Genomic DNA, 19455 nt, shown 5'->3' with positions numbered 1-19455 from the left:
TGCTCCGCCAGGAGGAAAGGCCTTGAAAGACCTACTGAATTTGCTGAAAAACCAGGGTCAAGTCGAAGAGTTCGATGCGATCCGTATCGGCCTCGCGTCGCCTGAAATGATCCGTTCGTGGTCCTTCGGTGAAGTTAAGAAGCCGGAAACCATCAACTACCGTACGTTCAAGCCCGAGCGTGACGGCTTGTTCTGCGCCAAGATCTTTGGCCCGGTCAAGGACTACGAGTGCCTGTGCGGCAAGTACAAGCGCCTGAAGCACCGTGGCGTGATCTGCGAGAAGTGCGGCGTCGAGGTTGCACTGGCCAAGGTTCGCCGCGAGCGCATGGCTCACATCGAACTGGCTTCGCCAGTCGCCCACATCTGGTTCCTGAAGTCGCTGCCGTCCCGTATCGGCCTGCTGATGGACATGACCCTGCGTGATATCGAACGCGTTCTCTACTTCGAGAGCTATGTCGTTATCGACCCGGGCATGACCACCCTTGAAAAGGGCCAGCTGCTGAACGACGAACAGTACTTCGAAGCACTCGAAGAGTTCGGCGACGATTTCGATGCCCGCATGGGTGCCGAAGCCGTTCGTGAGCTGCTGCACGCCATTGACCTGGAACACGAGATTGGCCGTCTGCGCGAAGAGATTCCGCAGACCAACTCGGAAACCAAGATCAAGAAGCTGTCCAAGCGCCTGAAGTTGATGGAGGCCTTCCAGGGCTCCGGCAACCTGCCTGAGTGGATGGTGTTGACCGTTCTGCCGGTTCTGCCGCCAGACCTGCGTCCACTGGTTCCGCTGGATGGCGGTCGCTTTGCGACTTCCGACCTCAACGATCTGTATCGTCGAGTGATCAACCGCAACAACCGTTTGAAGCGCCTGCTGGATCTGTCGGCTCCCGACATCATCGTGCGCAACGAAAAGCGCATGCTGCAGGAAGCTGTGGATGCACTGCTCGACAACGGTCGCCGCGGTCGTGCCATTACCGGTTCGAACAAGCGTCCTCTGAAATCCCTGGCTGACATGATCAAGGGTAAGCAGGGTCGTTTCCGTCAGAACCTGCTCGGCAAGCGCGTCGACTACTCGGGTCGTTCGGTTATTACCGTAGGCCCGACCCTGCGCCTGCACCAGTGTGGTCTTCCGAAGAAGATGGCTCTGGAACTGTTCAAGCCGTTCATTTTCGGCAAGCTGGAAATGCGTGGTCTGGCGACCACCATCAAGGCCGCCAAGAAGATGGTCGAGCGCGAGCTGCCGGAAGTATGGGACGTTCTCGCCGAAGTGATTCGCGAACACCCCGTGCTGCTCAACCGTGCACCGACCCTTCACCGTCTGGGTATCCAGGCGTTTGAACCGGTACTGATCGAAGGCAAGGCTATCCAGCTGCACCCTCTGGTCTGTGCTGCGTACAACGCCGACTTCGACGGCGACCAGATGGCGGTCCACGTACCGTTGACGCTGGAAGCCCAGCTCGAAGCCCGTGCGCTGATGATGTCGACCAACAACATCCTGTCGCCAGCCAACGGTGAGCCAATCATCGTTCCGTCGCAGGACGTTGTATTGGGTCTGTACTACATGACGCGTGAAGCGATCAACGCCAAAGGCGAAGGTCGTGTGTTCGCGGATCTGCAGGAAGTTGACCGTGTGTTCCGTGCCGGCGAAGCCGCACTGCACGCAAAGGTCAAAGTGCGTATCCACGAAACCGTCAACGACCGTGACGGCGGCAGCGTGAGCAACGTTCGTATTGTCGACACCACTGTCGGCCGTGCCTTGTTGTACCAGGTTGTGCCAAAAGGTCTGTCGTACGATGTCGTCAACCTGCCGATGAAGAAAAAGGCGATCTCCAAGCTGATCAACCAGTGCTACCGCGTGGTTGGTTTGAAAGAGACCGTGATTTTCGCTGACCAGTTGATGTACACCGGTTTTGCCTACTCGACCATTTCCGGCGTTTCCATCGGTGTTAACGACTTCGTTATCCCGGATGAGAAAGCTCGCATCATCGGTACCGCGACCGACGAAGTGAAAGAGATCGAGAGCCAGTATGCTTCCGGCCTGGTAACCCAGGGCGAGAAGTACAACAAGGTGATCGACCTTTGGTCCAAGGCCAACGACGAAGTATCCAAGGCAATGATGTCGAACCTCTCGAAAGAGAAGGTCATCGATCGTCATGGCAACGAAGTGGACCAGGAATCGTTCAACTCGATGTACATGATGGCTGACTCCGGTGCTCGGGGTTCGGCTGCTCAGATTCGCCAGCTGGCCGGTATGCGTGGCTTGATGGCCAAGCCGGACGGCTCGATCATCGAGACGCCGATCACCGCGAACTTCCGTGAAGGCTTGAGCGTACTTCAGTACTTCATCTCGACTCACGGTGCTCGTAAGGGTCTGGCGGATACCGCGCTGAAGACAGCTAACTCCGGTTATCTGACTCGCCGCCTGGTTGACGTTGCACAGGATCTGGTCGTTACCGAAGTCGACTGCGGTACCGAGCACGGTCTGCTGATGACGCCGCACATTGAAGGCGGTGATGTCGTCGAGCCGTTGGGCGAGCGCGTTCTGGGTCGAGTGATCGCCCGCGACGTGTTCAAGCCTGGCACCGACGAAGTGATCGTTCCAGGCGGTACGCTGGTGGACGAGAAGTGGGTTGAATTCATCGAGCTCAACAGCATCGACGAAGTCATCGTGCGTTCGCCGATCAGCTGCGAAACTCGTTACGGTATCTGCGCCAAGTGCTACGGCCGTGATCTGGCTCGCGGTCACCAGGTGAACATCGGTGAAGCGGTCGGCGTTATCGCCGCCCAGTCCATCGGTGAGCCCGGTACCCAGCTGACAATGCGTACGTTCCACATCGGTGGTGCGGCAAGCCGGACCTCGGCGGCTGACAGCGTCCAGGTGAAGAACGGCGGTACTGTCCGCCTGCATAACCTGAAGCACGTCGAGCGTCTGGACGGGAACCTGGTTGCAGTATCGCGTTCGGGTGAGTTGGCGATTGCCGACGAGTTTGGTCGTGAGCGCGAACGTTACAAGCTGCCATACGGTGCAGTGATTTCGGTGAAGGAAGGCGACAAGGTCGACGCTGGCGCTATCGTGGCCAAGTGGGACCCGCACACTCACCCAATCGTCACCGAGATGAAAGGTACCGTGACCTACGTGGGCATGGAAGAAGGCATCACGATCAAGCGTCAGACAGACGAATTGACCGGCTTGACCAACATCGAAGTGCTCGATGCCAAGGATCGTCCAGCTGCTGGCAAGGAAATTCGCCCAGCCGTCAAGATGGTTGGCGTCGACGGCAAGGATCTGCTGTTGCCAGGTACCGACGTACCGGCCCAGTACTTCCTGCCAGCCAACGCCCTGGTCGGCGTGGCGGATGGTGCGCAAGTGGGTGTGGGTGACGTTATCGCCCGTATTCCACAGGAAACTTCGAAGACTCGCGACATCACCGGTGGTCTGCCGCGTGTTGCCGACCTGTTCGAAGCGCGCCGTCCGAAGGAAGCTTCGATCCTGGCGGAAGTCAGCGGTACCATCGCTTTCGGCAAGGAAACCAAAGGCAAGCGCCGCTTGGTCATTACGCCGAACGACGGCACCGATCCGTATGAAGAGCTGATTCCGAAGTGGCGTCACCTGAACGTCTTCGAAGGCGAACAAGTGAACCGCGGCGAAGTTATCTCCGACGGTCCTAGCGATCCGCACGATATCCTGCGTTTGCTGGGTGTGAGTGCGTTGGCCAAGTACATCGTCAACGAGATTCAAGACGTATACCGTCTGCAGGGCGTGAAGATCAACGACAAGCACATCGAGACGATTCTGCGTCAGATGCTGCGCAAGGTTGAAATCTCCGAGTCCGGCGACAGCAGCTTCATCAAGGGCGACCAGATGGAGTTGACCCATGTACTGGGTGAAAACGAGCGACTGAGTGCGGACGAGAAATTCGTTTCGAAATTCACTCGTGTGCTGCTGGGTATCACCAAGGCGTCGTTGTCCACCGAATCGTTCATCTCGGCGGCTTCCTTCCAGGAAACCACTCGAGTGCTGACCGAAGCGGCAGTCACCGGCAAGCGCGACTACCTGCGCGGCCTGAAAGAGAACGTGGTCGTGGGTCGTCTGATCCCGGCTGGTACCGGTCTGGCGTATCACAGCGAGCGCAAGCGTCGCCGTGAACTCGACAAACCGACTCGCGTCAGCGCCAGTGAAGTGGAAGCTGCGTTGACCGAAGCGCTGAACTCAAGCGGTAATTGAGACCAGCGGTAGTGATGACGGGGCCCTGGTAGCCCCTGCCAACTCCGCAACGACACAAAATGTCGCAGCGGAGTCGGCAGGGGAGGCCGGGGCCTTGTCTTGACTGGGGACGAGATCCTCTTTAGACTCTTGTACCCCTAAATTTGGCGGGATTGATTCCTGCCATTTTTGCTTTTCTTGCAAGACAATAGCGTCGCAAGACAACAGTGGAGCTAGTAGATGGCAACTATCAACCAGCTGGTACGTCAGCCGCGCAAGCGTATCGTCGAGAAATCCGACGTACCTGCGCTGCAGAACTGCCCGCAACGTCGTGGTGTGTGCACCCGTGTGTACACCACCACGCCGAAAAAACCTAACTCGGCACTGCGTAAAGTATGCCGTGTGCGCCTGACCAACGGTTTCGAGGTTTCCTCGTACATCGGCGGTGAAGGCCACAACCTGCAAGAGCACAGCGTGGTACTGATCCGCGGCGGTCGTGTAAAAGACTTGCCAGGTGTTCGTTATCACACCGTTCGCGGCTCCCTGGATACCTCCGGCGTCAAAGGTCGTAACCAAGGTCGTTCGAAGTACGGTACCAAGCGTCCGAAGTAATCGGCGTTTGCACACTGCAGTTATCTATTTTTCTGAGTCGATAAGAGTAAGGTCGGGCTTGTCCCGAGCTAACCTGAAGACCGTTTGAGGGCTTATCCATGCCAAGAAGACGCGTAGCAGCCAAGCGCGAAGTGCTTGACGATCCAAAATACGGCAGCCAGATCCTGGCCAAGTTCATGAACCACGTGATGGAAAGCGGCAAGAAAGCCGTTGCCGAGCGTATCGTTTATGGCGCGCTGGACAAGGTTAAAGAACGCAAGAACAGCGACCCCCTGGAAATCTTCGAGAAAGCTCTCGACGCCATCGCTCCGCTGGTCGAAGTGAAGTCGCGCCGTGTAGGCGGTGCTACTTACCAGGTTCCGGTCGAAGTTCGTCCGTCCCGTCGTAACGCCCTGGCAATGCGCTGGCTGGTAGACTTCGCGCGCAAGCGCGGTGAAAAGTCGATGGCTCTGCGCTTGGCCGGCGAACTGCTGGACGCTGCCGAAGGCAAAGGTGCTGCAGTTAAGAAGCGTGAAGACGTTCACCGTATGGCTGAAGCCAACAAAGCGTTCTCGCACTACCGCTTCTAAATTCAGCGTCACTAATTTTGCGAGGGCTTTATGGCTCGTACTACACCGATTAACCGCTACCGTAACATTGGTATCGTTGCTCACGTGGACGCTGGTAAAACCACGACCACCGAGCGCGTCCTTTTTTACACCGGCAAAAGCCACAAAATGGGCGAGGTGCATGACGGCGCCGCGACCACAGACTGGATGGTTCAGGAGCAGGAGCGTGGTATTACCATCACTTCTGCTGCTATCACCGCCTTCTGGAAGGGCTCCGAGAAGCAGTACAAGGACGAGCATCGCTTCAACGTCATCGATACCCCGGGCCACGTAGACTTCACCATTGAAGTTGAGCGTTCCCTGCGTGTACTCGACGGCGCTGTCGTTGTGTTCTGTGGTACCTCGGGTGTAGAGCCGCAGTCGGAAACCGTATGGCGTCAAGCCAACAAGTACGGCGTTCCTCGTCTTGTTTACGTAAACAAGATGGACCGTGCTGGCGCTAACTTCCTGCGTGTGATCGGTCAGATCAAGCAGCGTTTGGGTCACACTCCGGTGCCTATCCAGCTGGCTATCGGTTCCGAAGACAATTTCCAGGGCCAGATCGATCTGTTGGCCATGGAAGCTGTGTACTGGAACGATGCTGACAAAGGCATGGTTCCTGTTCGCAAGCCTATCCCTGCCGAGTTGCAGGAACTGGCTGACGAATGGCGCAACAACATGGTCGAAGCTGCGGCTGAAGCCAACGAAGAACTGATGAACAAGTACCTCGAAGGTGAAGAGCTCACCAACGACGAAATCAAGGCTGCTCTGCGTCAGCGTACCATCGCTGGTGAGATCGTCTTGGCTGTTTGCGGTTCCTCGTTCAAGAACAAGGGCGTTCCCCTGGTTCTCGATGCTGTGATCGACTACCTGCCGGCCCCGGTCGATATTCCTGCCATCAAGGGTACTGACCCTGATGACGAGACCATCGAGCTGGAGCGTCATGCAGACGACGCAGAACCGTTTTCCGCTCTGGCATTCAAAATTGCCACTGACCCATTCGTGGGTACCTTGACCTTCGTCCGTGTTTATTCGGGCGTGTTGAACTCCGGCGACGGCGTGATCAACTCGGTCAAAGGCAAGAAAGAGCGCGTGGGTCGTATGGTGCAGATGCACGCCAACGCTCGCGAAGAGATCAAGGAAGTGCGCGCTGGCGACATCGCGGCCTTGATCGGCATGAAGGACGTCACCACTGGTGAAACCTTGTGCAACGGTGACAAGCCGATCATCCTCGTTCGCATGGACTTCCCGGAGCCGGTTATTTCGGTTGCCGTAGAGCCCAAGACCAAGGATGACCAGGAAAAAATGGGTATCGCTCTGGGCAAGCTTGCTCAGGAAGATCCATCTTTCCGTGTTAAAACCGATGAGGAGACTGGTCAGACGATCATCTCCGGCATGGGCGAGCTGCACCTGGACATCCTGGTTGACCGGATGCGCCGTGAGTTCAACGTCGAAGCCAACATCGGTAAGCCTCAGGTTTCCTATCGTGAGCGCATCACGAAGAACTGTGAAATCGAAGGCAAGTTCGTTCGTCAGTCCGGCGGTCGTGGTCAGTTTGGTCACTGCTGGATCCGTTTTGCTCCTGCTGACGAAGGTCAGGAAGGTCTGCAATTCGTGAACGAAGTCGTCGGTGGTGTGGTTCCCAAGGAATACATCCCGGCGATTCAGAAGGGTATCGAAGAGCAGATGAAGAACGGTGTTGTTGCCGGCTATCCGCTGATCGGCCTGAAAGCGACCGTTTTCGACGGTTCCTACCACGACGTCGACTCCAACGAGATGGCGTTCAAGGTCGCTGCCTCCATGGCAACCAAGCAACTGGCCCAGAAGGGCGGTGGTGAGTTGCTTGAGCCGATCATGGCGGTAGAAGTTGTTACACCTGAAGACTACATGGGTGATGTCATGGGCGACCTTAACCGTCGTCGCGGCATGATCTTGGGTATGGAAGATACGGTTTCCGGCAAAGTGATTCGCGCCGAGGTTCCGTTGGGTGAGATGTTCGGTTATGCGACCGACGTTCGCTCCATGTCCCAGGGTCGCGCAAGCTACTCTATGGAATTCAAAAAATACAACACAGCTCCGGCGCACATCGCTGAAACTGTATCCAAAAAACAAGGCTGATTCAGTCCTTTAGGCAAGGAGTTAATTGTCGTGGCTAAAGAAAAATTTGATCGTTCCCTACCGCACGTCAACGTTGGCACCATTGGTCACGTTGACCACGGTAAAACCACTCTGACTGCTGCTCTGACTCGCGTTTGCTCCGAAGTTTTCGGTTCCGCAATCGTCGACTTCGACAAGATCGACAGCGCTCCAGAAGAAAAAGCTCGTGGTATCACCATCAACACCGCGCACGTTGAATACAACTCGCTGATCCGTCACTACGCTCACGTTGACTGCCCAGGTCACGCTGACTATGTGAAGAACATGATCACCGGTGCTGCCCAGATGGACGGCGCGATCCTGGTTTGCTCGGCCGCTGATGGTCCGATGCCACAAACCCGTGAGCACATCCTGCTGTCCCGCCAGGTTGGCGTTCCGTACATCGTGGTTTACCTGAACAAGGCCGACCTGGTAGACGACGCCGAGCTGCTGGAACTGGTAGAGATGGAAGTTCGTGACCTGCTGTCGACCTACGACTTCCCAGGCGACGACACTCCGATCATCATCGGTTCGGCTCGTATGGCGCTGGAAGGCAAAGACGACAACGAAATGGGCACCAGCTCGGTTCGTAAACTGGTTGAGACTCTGGATAGCTACATCCCAGATCCAGTTCGTGTCATCGACAAGCCATTCCTGATGCCAATCGAAGACGTGTTCTCGATCTCCGGTCGCGGTACTGTTGTTACCGGTCGTATCGAGCGCGGTATCGTCAAGGTTCAGGATTCGCTGGAAATCGTAGGTCTGCGTGACACCACCGTCACCACCTGCACCGGCGTTGAAATGTTCCGCAAGCTGCTGGACGAAGGTCGTGCTGGCGAGAACTGTGGCGTGCTGCTGCGCGGCACCAAGCGTGACGACGTCGAGCGTGGCCAGGTTCTGGTCAAGCCGGGTTCGGTCAAGCCGCACACCAAGTTCGAAGCTGAAGTCTACGTACTGAGCAAGGAAGAAGGCGGTCGTCACACTCCGTTCTTCAAAGGCTACCGTCCACAGTTCTACTTCCGGACCACTGACGTGACCGGTAACTGCGAACTGCCGGAAGGCGTTGAAATGGTAATGCCAGGCGACAACATCAAAATGGTTGTCACCCTGATCAAGACCATCGCAATGGAAGACGGTCTGCGTTTCGCTATCCGTGAAGGCGGTCGTACCGTCGGCGCTGGCGTCGTAGCCAAAATCATCGAGTAATCGTTGATCGTTTGAAAAGGCCCCCGCTTAGCGGGGGCTTTTTTATTGGGTTGACACTCGATGGGCGCGTCTATAGAATTGCGCCTCCTTTTAACGGGTGCATTGCGCCCGGTGGGAACAGCAGCCGGAGTCTGAAATCCAATGCAAAATCAGCAAATCCGTATCAGGTTGAAGGCTTTTGACCATCGCCTGATCGACCAATCCACCCAGGAAATCGTGGAAACCGCGAAACGTACTGGTGCTCAGGTGCGTGGTCCAATTCCACTTCCTACCCGTAAAGAGCGGTTCACCGTTCTGGTTTCCCCGCACGTCAACAAAGACGCGCGCGACCAGTACGAGATCCGCACTCATAAGCGTGTTCTGGACATTGTCCAGCCAACGGACAAAACCGTTGACGCGCTGATGAAGCTTGATCTTGCGGCAGGTGTGGAAGTGCAGATCAGCCTCGGCTAAGACTTGGGTCTTAGTCGTGTAACGCTCTGAAATGGGCGGCCATAGCGGGTGAAAGCCCCGTACACTCATGAGGTTTACAACATGACTATTGGTGTAGTCGGTCGTAAATGCGGTATGACCCGTATTTTCACCGAAGAAGGTGTCTCCATTCCGGTCACGGTCATTGAGATCGAACCGAATCGCGTCACCCAGTTTAAAACTGAAGAAACTGATGGCTATCGTGCAGTGCAAGTCACTGTCGGCGAGCGTCGTGCTTCGCGTGTGACTGCTGCTCAAGCAGGTCACTTCGCAAAGGCGAACGTTGCTGCCGGTCGTGGCGTCTGGGAATTCCGTCTTGCAGAAGGCGAGTACCAGGCTGGCGACTTGATCAATGCTGAACTCTTCGCAGCGGGCCAACTGGTAGATGTTACCGGTCAGTCCAAAGGTAAAGGCTTTGCCGGTACCATCAAGCGTTGGAACTTCCGCGGTCAAGACAACACCCACGGTAACTCCGTTTCCCACCGCGTCCCTGGCTCCATCGGCCAGTGCCAGACTCCTGGCCGTGTATTCAAGGGCAAAAAAATGTCCGGTCATATGGGCGCTGAGCGCGTGACCGTGCAGTCCCTGGAAGTTGTGCGCGTCGACGCTGAACGCAATCTGCTGCTCGTCAAGGGTGCTGTTCCTGGCGCAACCGGCGGCAACCTGGTTGTGCGTCCGGCAGCCAAGGCTCGCGGTTAAGGGGAAGCGAAAATGCAATTAAATGTAAATGACGCTCAGGCGATCGAAGTTTCCGAACTGACTTTCGGCGGCGAGTTCAACGAGACGCTGGTGCACCAGGCAGTCGTGGCCTACATGGCTGGCGGTCGTCAGGGCAGCAAGCAGCAAAAGACCCGTTCCGACGTTCGTGGTGGCGGTAAGCGCCCTTGGCGTCAGAAGGGTACCGGCCGTGCTCGTGCCGGTACTATCCGTAGCCCAATCTGGCGTGGCGGTGGTACCACTTTCGCAGCTCGTCCTCAGGATCACACCCAGAAGCTGAACAAGAAGATGTATCGCGCAGCACTGCGCTCCATCCTTGCTGAGCTGGTGCGTACCGACCGTCTGGTCGTGGTTCAGGACTTCGCTGTCGAAGCACCGAAAACCAAAGACCTGCTGGGCAAGCTGAATGGCATGGGCCTCACCGACGTTCTGATCGTATCGGACTCCGTCGACGAGAATCTGTACCTGGCTGCTCGCAACCTGCCGCACGTCGATGTACGTGACGTCCAAGGTTCCGACCCAGTTAGTCTGATCGCATACGACAAGGTGTTGATCACCGTGTCGGCCGTGAAGAAATTCGAGGAGCTGCTGGGATGAACCAGGAACGCGTATTTAAAGTTCTGCTTGGCCCGCACGTTTCCGAGAAGGCTACGGTTCTGGCAGACAAGAAAGGTCAGTTCGTTTTCAAGGTTGCTACCGACGCAACCAAGCTGGAAATCAAGAAGGCCGTCGAAAGCCTGTTCAGCGTGAAAGTAGAGCGTGTTACTACCCTGAACGTACTGGGTAAAAGCAAGCGCACTGCTCGCGGTCTGGGCAAGCGTAATGACTGGAAGAAGGCAGTTATCTCCCTTCAGCCAGGCCAAGATCTCGATTTCAGCAGCAGTGCTGAGTAAGGAAGGGGTGCATCATGGCAATCGTTAAATGCAAACCGACTTCCCCTGGCCGCCGTTTCGTGGTCAAGGTGGTCAACCAGGAGCTGCATAAAGGCGCTCCTCACGCACCGCTGCTCGAGAAAAAATCGAAGACTGGTGGTCGTAACAACAATGGCCGCATTACCACCCGTCACATCGGTGGTGGTCACAAGCAGCATTACCGCATGATCGACTTCCGTCGCAACGACAAGGATGGCATCACCGCCACCGTCGAGCGCATTGAATACGATCCTAACCGTACTGCTCACATCGCTCTGGTTCTGTACGCAGACGGCGAGCGTCGCTACATCCTCGCACCGAAAGGCGTGAGCGCTGGCGACCAGCTGATTGCAGGTGCTCTGGCACCAATCAAGCCAGGCAACTCGCTGCAACTGCGTAACATCCCGGTCGGTAGCACCATCCACGGCATCGAACTGAAGCCTGGCAAAGGTGCTCAGATCGCTCGCTCCGCTGGTGCTTCGGCTCAGCTGATCGCTCGTGAAGGTGTCTATGTGACCCTGCGCCTGCGTTCGGGCGAAATGCGCAAAGTGCTGTCCGAGTGCCGCGCAACGCTGGGTGAAGTCTCGAACTCCGAGCACAGCCTGCGTTCGCTGGGTAAAGCCGGTGCCAAACGCTGGCGTGGCGTTCGCCCAACCGTTCGTGGTGTTGCCATGAACCCGGTTGACCACCCACATGGTGGTGGTGAAGGTCGTACCTCCGGTGGTCGTCATCCGGTATCGCCATGGGGCTTCCCGACTAAGGGCGCGAAGACTCGTGGTAATAAGCGTACCGACAAAATGATCGTCCGTCGTCGCAAGTAAATAGAGGGATACGACAGTGCCACGTTCTCTGAAAAAAGGTCCTTTTATTGATCTTCACCTACTGAAGAAGATCGAAGTGGCGGCGGAAAAGAACGATCGCAAACCAGTTAAAACCTGGTCGCGTCGTTCGATGATCCTGCCACAAATGGTCGGTCTGACCATCGCAGTACACAACGGTCGCCAACACGTCCCCGTTCTCGTGAACGAAGACATGGTCGGCCACAAACTGGGCGAGTTCGCCGGTACCCGCACATATCGTGGGCACGTGGCTGACAAGAAAGCCAAGCGTTAAGGGGTAAGGAAATGGAAGTAGCCGCTAAGTTGTCGGGCGCTCGAATCTCCGCCCAGAAAGCCCGCTTGGTCGCCGACCAGATCCGCGGGAAGAAGGTGGGCGAAGCGCTCAACCTGCTGGCTTTTAGCAGTAAAAAAGCCGCGGAAATCATGAAGAAAGTGCTGGAGTCGGCCGTAGCCAACGCCGAGCACAACGAAGGCGCAGACGTTGATGACCTGAAGGTCAGCACCGTTTTCGTCAACGAAGGGCGTTCGCTGAAGCGCATCATGCCTCGTGCCAAAGGCCGGGCTGATCGCATCGTCAAGCGGTCTTGCCATATCACTGTCAAGGTTGCTGACAAGTAACGGAGTCGATCAGATGGGTCAGAAAGTACATCCCATTGGCATTCGCCTGGGAATCGTCAAGGAGCACACCTCCGTCTGGTACGCAGACGGTCGGACTTATGCGGACTACTTGTTCGCAGATCTGAAGGTGCGTGAGTATCTCCAAGACAAACTAAAAAGCGCGTCCGTAAGCCGTATCGATATCCATCGTCCGGCGCAGACTGCACGTATCACCATCCACACCGCTCGTCCTGGTATCGTTATCGGGAAGAAGGGTGAGGACGTTGAGAAACTGCGTCAGGACCTGACCAAGCAAATGGGTGTGCCTGTGCACATCAATATCGAAGAGATCCGCAAGCCGGAGCTCGACGGTATGCTGGTTGCGCAGAGCGTAGCTCAGCAGCTGGAGCGTCGTGTGATGTTCCGTCGCGCCATGAAGCGCGCCGTACAGAACGCCATGCGCATTGGTGCCAAAGGCATCAAGATCCAAGTGAGCGGTCGTCTCGGCGGTGCTGAAATCGCACGTACTGAATGGTATCGCGAAGGTCGTGTGCCCTTGCACACCCTGCGTGCCGACATCGACTATGCCAACTACGAAGCTCACACCACTTACGGTGTGATCGGTGTGAAGGTTTGGATTTTCAAAGGCGAAGTAATTGGTGGTCGCCAAGAAGAACTGAAACCACAAGCACCTGCGCCTCGTAAAAAAGCTGCTAAGTAAGGGGTACGCCAAATGTTGCAACCTAAGCGTACGAAGTTCCGCAAGCAGATGACTGGCCACAACCGTGGTCTGGCTCAGCGCGGTAGCAAAGTCAGCTTCGGCGAGTATGCGCTGAAGTCTGTAGCTCGTGGTCGTCTCACCGCTCGTCAGATCGAGTCAGCGCGTCGTGCACTGACCCGTCACGTTAAACGTGGCGGCAAGATCTGGATCCGTGTATTCCCGGACAAGCCTATCTCCAAAAAGCCCCTCGAAGTTCGTATGGGTAAAGGTAAGGGTAACGTGGAATATTGGGTTGCCCAGATTCAGCCAGGCAAAGTCCTGTATGAAATCGAGGGTGTTTCCGAAGAGCTGGCGCGTGAGGCTTTCGCCTTGGCGGCTGCAAAGCTGCCTCTCGCCACCTCCTTTGTTAAGCGGACGGTGATGTGATGAAAGCGAATGAACTTCGTGAAAAATCAGCACAGCAACTGAACGAGCAACTGCTCGGCTTGCTGCGCGACCAGTTCAATCTGCGCATGCAGAAAGCAACTGGCCAGTTGGGGCAGTCTCACCTGCTCTCGCAAGTGAAGCGCGACATCGCTCGCGTGAAAACTGTGCTCAACCAGCAGGCAGGTAAGTGATCATGGCTGAAGCCGAAAAAACCGTCCGTACGCTGACTGGCCGTGTGGTCAGCGACAAGATGGACAAAACCATCACCGTATTGATCGAGCGTCGCGTAAAGCACCCGATCTACGGTAAATACGTTAAGCGTTCGACTAAGCTGCACGCTCATGACGAAACCAACCAGTGCAAGATCGGCGACAAGGTCACTATTCGTGAAACCCGTCCGCTGGCCAAGACCAAGTCCTGGGCTCTGGTTGACGTTCTCGAACGCGCTGTTGAAGTCTAAGGGCTAGGGGTCGGAGAAATTCTATGATTCAGACTCAATCCATGCTCGATGTGGCCGATAACAGCGGCGCTCGTCGCGTCATGTGCATCAAGGTACTGGGCGGCTCGCACCGCCGGTACGCTGGCATCGGCGACATCATCAAGGTGACCGTGAAGGAAGCAATTCCTCGTGGCAAGGTGAAGAAGGGTCAAGTGATGACTGCTGTTGTAGTCCGCACTCGTCACGGCGTTCGTCGTGCTGACGGCTCCATCATCCGCTTCGATGGCAACGCTGCTGTTCTGTTGAACAACAAGCAAGAGCCAATCGGCACCCGTATCTTTGGGCCAGTGACCCGTGAGCTTCGTTCCGAGAAGTTCATGAAGATCGTCTCGCTCGCCCCAGAAGTGCTGTAAGGAGATCCGACATGCAAAAGATTCGTCGTGACGACGAGATCATCGTGATCGCCGGCAAAGACAAAGGCAAGCGCGGTAAGGTGCTCAAGGTTCTCGCTGACGACCGTCTGGTCGTTGGTGGGGTCAACCTGGTGAAGCGTCATACCAAGCCTAACCCGATGTCGGGCGTACAAGGCGGTATCGTCGAGAAAGAAGCGCCTCTGCACGCTTCCAACGTCGCCATCTTCAATGGCGAAACCAACAAGGCTGACCGCGTTGGTTTCAAAGTAGAAGAAGGCAAAAAAATTCGTGTCTTCAAGTCGACCCAAAAAGCGGTTGATGCTTGAACACTGCTAGGTAGAAGACCATGGCACGACTGAAAGAGATTTACCGGAAGGAAATCGCTCCCAAGCTTAAGGAAGAACTCAAGCTTGCGAACGTGATGGAAGTTCCGCGCGTTACCAAGATCACCCTGAACATGGGTCTGGGCGAAGCGATCGGCGACAAGAAAGTCATCGAGCACGCTGTAGCCGACATCGAGAAGATCTGCGGCCAGAAAGCCGTTGTGACCTTCGCGCGCAAATCCATCGCGGGCTTCAAAGTCCGTGAAGGATGGCCGATCGGTGTCAAGGTGACCTTGCGTCGCGACAAGATGTACGAATTCCTGGACCGCCTGCTGGCGATCTCCCTGCCTCGGGTACGCGACTTCCGCGGCCTGAATGCCAAGTCCTTCGACGGTCGTGGCAACTACAGCATGGGCGTGAAAGAGCAGATCATTTTCCCGGAAATCGATTACGACAAGATCGATGCTCTGCGCGGTCTGGACATTACCCTGACCACCACTGCTCGTTCGGATGAAGAAGGTCGCGCCTTGCTGCGTGCCTTCAACTTCCCGTTCCGCAACTGATTGGAGTAGGAAAATGGCCAAGAAGAGCATGAAAAACCGTGAGCTGAAGCGTCAGCTGACGGTCGCTAAATACGCCAAGAAGCGTGCTGAGCTCAAAGCAATCATCGTGAATCTGAACGCAAGTGACGAAGAGCGCTGGAATGCTTCCGTAGCCCTGCAGAAGCAGCCACGTGATGCGAGCGCCGCTCGCATGCGTAACCGCTGCCGCCTGACTGGCCGTCCACATGGCGTGTACCGCAAGTTCGGCCTCGGCCGTAACATGCTGCGCCAGGCCGCCATGCGCGGTGACGTACCAGGTCTGGTCAAGGCCAGCTGGTAAGTCGGACTGACGAGATGCCTGCGCTCGATTGAGCAATCAACCGACCGCCGGTGTCACGGCGACTGAATCAAGCCCCTCATGGGGCTTGATTCATTTCTGCCGTACGTCTAGAATTGCCGGCTCGCCTGAGCCCGGGTTTTTGGACCGGATCAAACGCTCGGCGACGTTGTAGCCGCAAGGCTAATTATTTTTGTATCAGGAGCGTCTAGCCCATGAGTATGCAGGACCCGTTAGCGGACATGCTAACTCGAATCCGTAATGCCCAGATGGCTGAAAAGCCCGTCGTAAGCATGCCATCTTCCACGTTGAAGGTAGCTGTGGCCAAAGTTCTGAAGGACGAAGGTTACATCGCGGGTTTTCAGGTAAGCAGCGAAGCAAAACCGTCGCTTTCCATCGAGCTGAAATACTTCGAAGGCCGTCCGGTCATCGAGGAAGTCAAACGCGTAAGTCGTCCAGGCCTGCGTCAGTACAAATCCGTTGATGACCTGCCGAAAGTTCGTGGCGGTCTCGGCGTATCCATCGTCTCCACCAACAAAGGTGTGATGACGGATCGTGCTGCGCGCGCTGCCGGTGTCGGCGGCGAAGTACTTTGCACAGTGTTCTAAGGGGGGATAAGCATGTCTCGCGTCGCTAAGAACCCCGTTAAGCTGCCAGCTGGTGTCGAAGTAAAATTCGCCGGCCAACAGCTTTCGGTGAAGGGTGCCAAGGGCACTCTGGAACTGAACGTTCACTCGTCGGTTGAAGTCGTTGAAGAGGCTGGCGAACTGCGTTTCGCTGCCAAGAACGGCGATCAGCAGACCCGTGCAATGGCCGGTACCACTCGCGCTTTGGTCAACAACATGGTCCAGGGCGTAAGCCAAGGCTTCGAGCGCAAGCTCCAGCTGGTCGGTGTTGGCTACAAGGCACAAGCAAAAGGCACAGTGCTGAACCTGTCGCTGGGCTTCTCTCATCCGGTGGATTACGAGTTGCCGCAAGGCATCACCGCTGAGACTCCTAGCCAGACCGATATCCTGATCAAGGGCATCGACAAGCAGCTGGTGGGTCAAGTGGCCGCTGAAATCCGCGATTTCCGTCCGCCAGAGCCTTACAAAGGCAAAGGTGTACGTTACGCAGACGAAGTCGTCCGCCGTAAAGAAGCCAAGAAGAAGTAGGGCATAGCAAATGACCGACAAAAAAGTTACTCGACTGCGTCGCGCTCGCAAAGCACGCCTGAAAATGCACGAACTCGAAGTCGTGCGTCTCTGCGTGTTCCGCTCTTCGCAGCACATCTATGCCCAGGTCATCTCGGCCGACGGCAGCAAGGTCTTGGCAAGCGCCTCGACTTTGGACAAAGAATTGCGTGATGGTGCCACTGGCAACATTGACGCGGCCACTAAGGTTGGCCAGCTGGTCGCTTCGCGTGCTAAGGCCGCTGGCGTCTCGCAGGTGGCTTTCGACCGCTCTGGCTTCAAGTACCACGGTCGCGTCAAAGCGCTGGCCGATGGCGCTCGTGAAGCTGGGCTGGAGTTCTAAGTTATGTCAAATAACGACCAAAAGCGCGACGAAGGCTACATCGAGAAGCTGGTTCAAGTTAACCGCGTTGCCAAGACCGTCAAAGGCGGTCGTATCTTCACCTTCACCGCGTTGACCGTGGTAGGTGATGGCAAGGGCCGTGTTGGCTTCGGCCGTGGCAAGTCTCGTGAAGTGCCTGCTGCCATCCAGAAAGCTATGGAAGCAGCTCGTCGCAACATGATTCAAGTGGACCTGAACGGGACCACCTTGCAATACGCCATGAAGTCCGCACACGGCGCTTCGAAGGTGTACATGCAGCCTGCTTCGGAAGGTACCGGTATCATCGCTGGCGGCGCAATGCGTGCCGTTCTCGAAGTCGCTGGTGTCCAGAACGTTCTGGCCAAATGCTACGGCTCGACCAACCCCGTCAACGTGGTTCACGCTACGTTCAAGGGTCTCAAAGCCATGCAGTCCCCGTCGTCCATCGCCGCCAAACGCGGTCTGAACGTTGAGGAGATCATCTGATCATGGCTACTGTAAAAGTTACGCTGATCAAAAGCATGACCGGCCGTATCCCTAACCACAAATTGTGCGTTAAGGGTCTGGGTCTGCGTCGCATCGGTCACACTGTAGAAGTCCAGGATACTCCCGAGAATCGCGGGATGATCAACAAGGCCTACTACATGCTTCGCGTAGAGGGTTAATCGATGAAACTCAATGATCTGAGTCCAGCTCCCGGTTCGCGTCGCGAAAAGCATCGCCCGGGTCGTGGTATCGGTAGTGGTTTGGGCAAGACCGGTGGCCGTGGCCACAAAGGTCAGACCTCCCGCTCCGGTGGCACCATCGCTCCAGGCTTTGAAGGCGGCCAACAGCCGCTGCATCGTCGCCTGCCGAAGTTCGGTTTCGTTTCCCTGAAAGCCATGGACCGCGCAGAAGTGCGTCTGTCCGAGCTGGCCCGAGTGGAAGGCGACATCGTCTCCGTGCAGTCCCTGAAGGATGCCAACGTGATCAACCAGAACGTACAGCGTGTGAAAATCATGCTGTCGGGCGAAGTGACTCGCGCTGTGACCATCAAGGGCATCGCCGCCACCAAAGGTGCGCGTGCGGCTATCGAAGCAGCTGGCGGCAAGTTCGAGGAATAAATGGCTAAGCAAGGTGCTCTCTCAGCGCTAGGCAAGGGCGGTATGTCTGAACTCTGGGCTCGTCTGCGTTTTCTGTTCCTGGCGATCATCGTCTACAGAATTGGCGCACACATCCCGGTTCCAGGTATCAACCCGGACCGACTCGCAGACCTGTTTCGACAGAATGAGGGGACCATTCTTAGCTTGTTCAACATGTTTTCCGGCGGCGCGCTGGAACGGATGAGCATCTTTGCACTGGGGATCATGCCGTACATTTCGGCATCGATCATCATGCAGCTGATGACCGCCGTGAGCCCGCAACTGGAGCAGTTGAAGAAGGAAGGGGAAGCTGGCCGTCGCAAGATCAGCCAGTACACCCGCTATGGCACCGTCATCCTGGCCTTGGTGCAGGCGATCGGCATGTCGATCGGCCTGGCCAACCAGGGTGTGGCGTTCACTGCAAGTTTCAGCTTCTACTTCGTGGCGGTCTCCACTTTCGTGGCGGGCGCGATGTTCATGATGTGGCTGGGCGAGCAGATCACTGAGCGTGGTGTGGGTAACGGTATCTCGATGTTGATCTTCGCGGGTATCGTTGCTGGTCTTCCGAGAGCGATCGGGCAGTCTTTCGAGTCTGCACGTCAGGGCGATATCAACATCTTCGCGCTGGTTGCGATCGGTCTGCTGGCGGTAGCGATTATCGGTTTCGTGGTGTTCATCGAGCGTGGTCAGCGGCGAATAGCCGTTCACTATGCCAAGCGTCAGCAGGGCCGCAAGGTCTTCGCTGCGCAGACCAGCCACTTGCCGCTGAAAGTGAACATGGCCGGTGTGATTCCTGCCATTTTCGCGAGCAGCATCTTGCTGTTCCCGGCTTCGCTGGGCTCCTGGTTCGGTCAGTCCGAAGGTATGGGCTGGTTGCAGGACGTCTCGCAGTCGATCGCTCCTGGTCAGCCGTTGAACATTCTGCTGTTTAGTGCAGGGATCATTTTCTTCTGCTTCTTCTATACGGCGTTGATGTTCAATCCGAAAGACGTGGCGGAAAACCTGAAGAAGTCCGGTGCCTTTATTCCGGGTATTCGTCCAGGCGAGCAGTCGGCGCGCTACATTGATGGCGTTCTGACTCGTTTGACCATGTTCGGTGCCCTGTACATGATGTGCGTCTGCTTGCTTCCACAGTTCCTGGTGGTGGCTGCAAACGTTCCGTTCTACCTTGGCGGGACCTCGTTGCTGATTGTGGTAGTGGTTGTGATGGACTTTATGTCCCAAGTACAATCGCACCTCGTTTCGCACCAGTACGAATCCCTGATGAAGAAAGCCAACCTGAAAGGCTACGGTGGCAGCGGTCTGCTGCGCTGACAGTCCCTT

At 56.3% G+C, this 19455-nt stretch carries 27 protein-coding genes; all 27 read left to right on the top strand.

The features are described 5' to 3' along the window. Window positions 1-22: 22 nt before the first annotated feature. The 27 genes from rpoC (at window position 23) to secY (ending at window position 19446) form a co-directional block, all read left to right on the top strand. Window positions 23-4222: a DNA-directed RNA polymerase subunit beta' gene (gene rpoC, locus IFT57_RS18095; protein WP_122475658.1), complete on the top strand. Its 4200-nt coding sequence runs from the start codon at window positions 23-25 to the stop codon at window positions 4220-4222. Window positions 4223-4441: 219 nt separating this feature from the next. Then, a complete protein-coding gene (gene rpsL, locus IFT57_RS18090; protein WP_003186084.1) occupies window positions 4442-4813 on the top strand; it encodes a 30S ribosomal protein S12 in 372 nt (123 codons plus the stop codon). Window positions 4814-4911: 98 nt separating this feature from the next. Further along, window positions 4912-5382: a 30S ribosomal protein S7 gene (gene rpsG / locus IFT57_RS18085; protein ID WP_010490886.1), complete on the top strand. Its 471-nt coding sequence runs from the start codon at window positions 4912-4914 to the stop codon at window positions 5380-5382. 30 nt (window positions 5383-5412) lie between these two features. Continuing rightward, a complete protein-coding gene (gene fusA / locus IFT57_RS18080) occupies window positions 5413-7518 on the top strand; it encodes an elongation factor G (protein ID WP_122475656.1) in 2106 nt (701 codons plus the stop codon). Window positions 7519-7548: 30 nt separating this feature from the next. Further along, window positions 7549-8742 carry an elongation factor Tu gene (tuf, locus tag IFT57_RS18075; RefSeq protein WP_122475655.1) on the top strand — a complete coding sequence of 398 codons (1194 nt, stop codon included), beginning with the start codon at window positions 7549-7551 and terminating at the stop codon, window positions 8740-8742. Window positions 8743-8883: 141 nt separating this feature from the next. Beyond that, entirely contained in the window at window positions 8884-9195 is a 312-nt protein-coding gene (rpsJ, locus tag IFT57_RS18070; protein WP_003186070.1) for a 30S ribosomal protein S10, read from the top strand. 81 nt (window positions 9196-9276) lie between these two features. After that, on the top strand, window positions 9277-9912 hold the full coding sequence (rplC, locus tag IFT57_RS18065) for a 50S ribosomal protein L3 (RefSeq protein WP_043192521.1): 636 nt from the start codon (window positions 9277-9279) through the stop codon (window positions 9910-9912). 12 nt (window positions 9913-9924) lie between these two features. Beyond that, window positions 9925-10527: a 50S ribosomal protein L4 gene (rplD, locus tag IFT57_RS18060; protein ID WP_043192522.1), complete on the top strand. Its 603-nt coding sequence runs from the start codon at window positions 9925-9927 to the stop codon at window positions 10525-10527. Further along, window positions 10524-10823, top strand: coding sequence for a 50S ribosomal protein L23 (rplW, locus tag IFT57_RS18055; RefSeq protein WP_002555488.1), 300 nt, complete (start codon window positions 10524-10526; stop codon window positions 10821-10823). Before rplD ends, rplW begins: the two co-directional genes overlap by 4 nt. 14 nt (window positions 10824-10837) lie before the next feature. After that, window positions 10838-11662: a 50S ribosomal protein L2 gene (rplB, locus tag IFT57_RS18050; protein WP_122475653.1), complete on the top strand. Its 825-nt coding sequence runs from the start codon at window positions 10838-10840 to the stop codon at window positions 11660-11662. 16 nt (window positions 11663-11678) lie between these two features. Next, window positions 11679-11954 carry a 30S ribosomal protein S19 gene (rpsS, locus tag IFT57_RS18045; protein WP_002555486.1) on the top strand — a complete coding sequence of 92 codons (276 nt, stop codon included), beginning with the start codon at window positions 11679-11681 and terminating at the stop codon, window positions 11952-11954. 11 nt (window positions 11955-11965) lie between these two features. Next, complete coding sequence (gene rplV / locus IFT57_RS18040; RefSeq protein WP_003103908.1) at window positions 11966-12298, top strand: 50S ribosomal protein L22; 333 nt, start codon at window positions 11966-11968, stop codon at window positions 12296-12298. Window positions 12299-12311: 13 nt separating this feature from the next. Continuing rightward, a complete protein-coding gene (gene rpsC / locus IFT57_RS18035; RefSeq protein ID WP_003176422.1) occupies window positions 12312-12998 on the top strand; it encodes a 30S ribosomal protein S3 in 687 nt (228 codons plus the stop codon). Between the two features lie 12 nt (window positions 12999-13010). Next, a complete protein-coding gene (gene rplP, locus IFT57_RS18030) occupies window positions 13011-13424 on the top strand; it encodes a 50S ribosomal protein L16 (RefSeq protein WP_122475651.1) in 414 nt (137 codons plus the stop codon). Then, entirely contained in the window at window positions 13424-13615 is a 192-nt protein-coding gene (rpmC, locus tag IFT57_RS18025) for a 50S ribosomal protein L29 (RefSeq protein ID WP_002555481.1), read from the top strand. Before rplP ends, rpmC begins: the two co-directional genes overlap by 1 nt. Window positions 13616-13617: 2 nt before the next feature. Continuing rightward, window positions 13618-13884, top strand: coding sequence for a 30S ribosomal protein S17 (rpsQ, locus tag IFT57_RS18020; protein ID WP_043192528.1), 267 nt, complete (start codon window positions 13618-13620; stop codon window positions 13882-13884). Between the two features lie 23 nt (window positions 13885-13907). Then, window positions 13908-14276 (top strand): 50S ribosomal protein L14, encoded by a 369-nt coding sequence (gene rplN, locus IFT57_RS18015; protein WP_003243907.1) that lies wholly within the window; start codon window positions 13908-13910, stop codon window positions 14274-14276. Between the two features lie 11 nt (window positions 14277-14287). Next, entirely contained in the window at window positions 14288-14602 is a 315-nt protein-coding gene (rplX, locus tag IFT57_RS18010) for a 50S ribosomal protein L24 (RefSeq protein ID WP_049860773.1), read from the top strand. A 20-nt stretch (window positions 14603-14622) separates the two neighbouring features. Continuing rightward, window positions 14623-15162, top strand: coding sequence for a 50S ribosomal protein L5 (gene rplE / locus IFT57_RS18005; RefSeq protein ID WP_122475649.1), 540 nt, complete (start codon window positions 14623-14625; stop codon window positions 15160-15162). Between the two features lie 13 nt (window positions 15163-15175). Then, window positions 15176-15481: a 30S ribosomal protein S14 gene (gene rpsN / locus IFT57_RS18000; RefSeq protein WP_043192533.1), complete on the top strand. Its 306-nt coding sequence runs from the start codon at window positions 15176-15178 to the stop codon at window positions 15479-15481. Between the two features lie 212 nt (window positions 15482-15693). Continuing rightward, complete coding sequence (rpsH, locus tag IFT57_RS17995) at window positions 15694-16086, top strand: 30S ribosomal protein S8 (RefSeq protein WP_122475645.1); 393 nt, start codon at window positions 15694-15696, stop codon at window positions 16084-16086. A gap of 12 nt (window positions 16087-16098) precedes the next feature. Further along, complete coding sequence (gene rplF, locus IFT57_RS17990; RefSeq protein ID WP_122475643.1) at window positions 16099-16632, top strand: 50S ribosomal protein L6; 534 nt, start codon at window positions 16099-16101, stop codon at window positions 16630-16632. Between the two features lie 10 nt (window positions 16633-16642). Further along, entirely contained in the window at window positions 16643-16993 is a 351-nt protein-coding gene (rplR, locus tag IFT57_RS17985) for a 50S ribosomal protein L18 (protein ID WP_043192536.1), read from the top strand. Window positions 16994-16996: 3 nt separating this feature from the next. Next, the gene (rpsE, locus tag IFT57_RS17980) at window positions 16997-17497 is read left to right on the top strand and encodes a 30S ribosomal protein S5 (RefSeq protein ID WP_043192537.1); all 501 of its coding nucleotides are present in this window, start codon (window positions 16997-16999) and stop codon (window positions 17495-17497) included. 2 nt (window positions 17498-17499) lie between these two features. Further along, entirely contained in the window at window positions 17500-17676 is a 177-nt protein-coding gene (gene rpmD, locus IFT57_RS17975) for a 50S ribosomal protein L30 (RefSeq protein ID WP_003176408.1), read from the top strand. Window positions 17677-17679: 3 nt separating this feature from the next. Next, window positions 17680-18114: a 50S ribosomal protein L15 gene (rplO, locus tag IFT57_RS17970; RefSeq protein WP_122475641.1), complete on the top strand. Its 435-nt coding sequence runs from the start codon at window positions 17680-17682 to the stop codon at window positions 18112-18114. Then, entirely contained in the window at window positions 18115-19446 is a 1332-nt protein-coding gene (gene secY, locus IFT57_RS17965) for a preprotein translocase subunit SecY (RefSeq protein WP_043192540.1), read from the top strand. It abuts the gene before it with no gap. Window positions 19447-19455: the final 9 nt, after the last annotated feature.

This window comes from Pseudomonas sp. CFBP 13719 (genome assembly GCF_014842095.1).
Classification (GTDB): Bacteria; Pseudomonadota; Gammaproteobacteria; order Pseudomonadales; family Pseudomonadaceae; genus Aquipseudomonas.
Note: the sequence above shows the minus strand (reverse complement) of the source record. Positions and strands in the feature narration are given on the sequence as shown.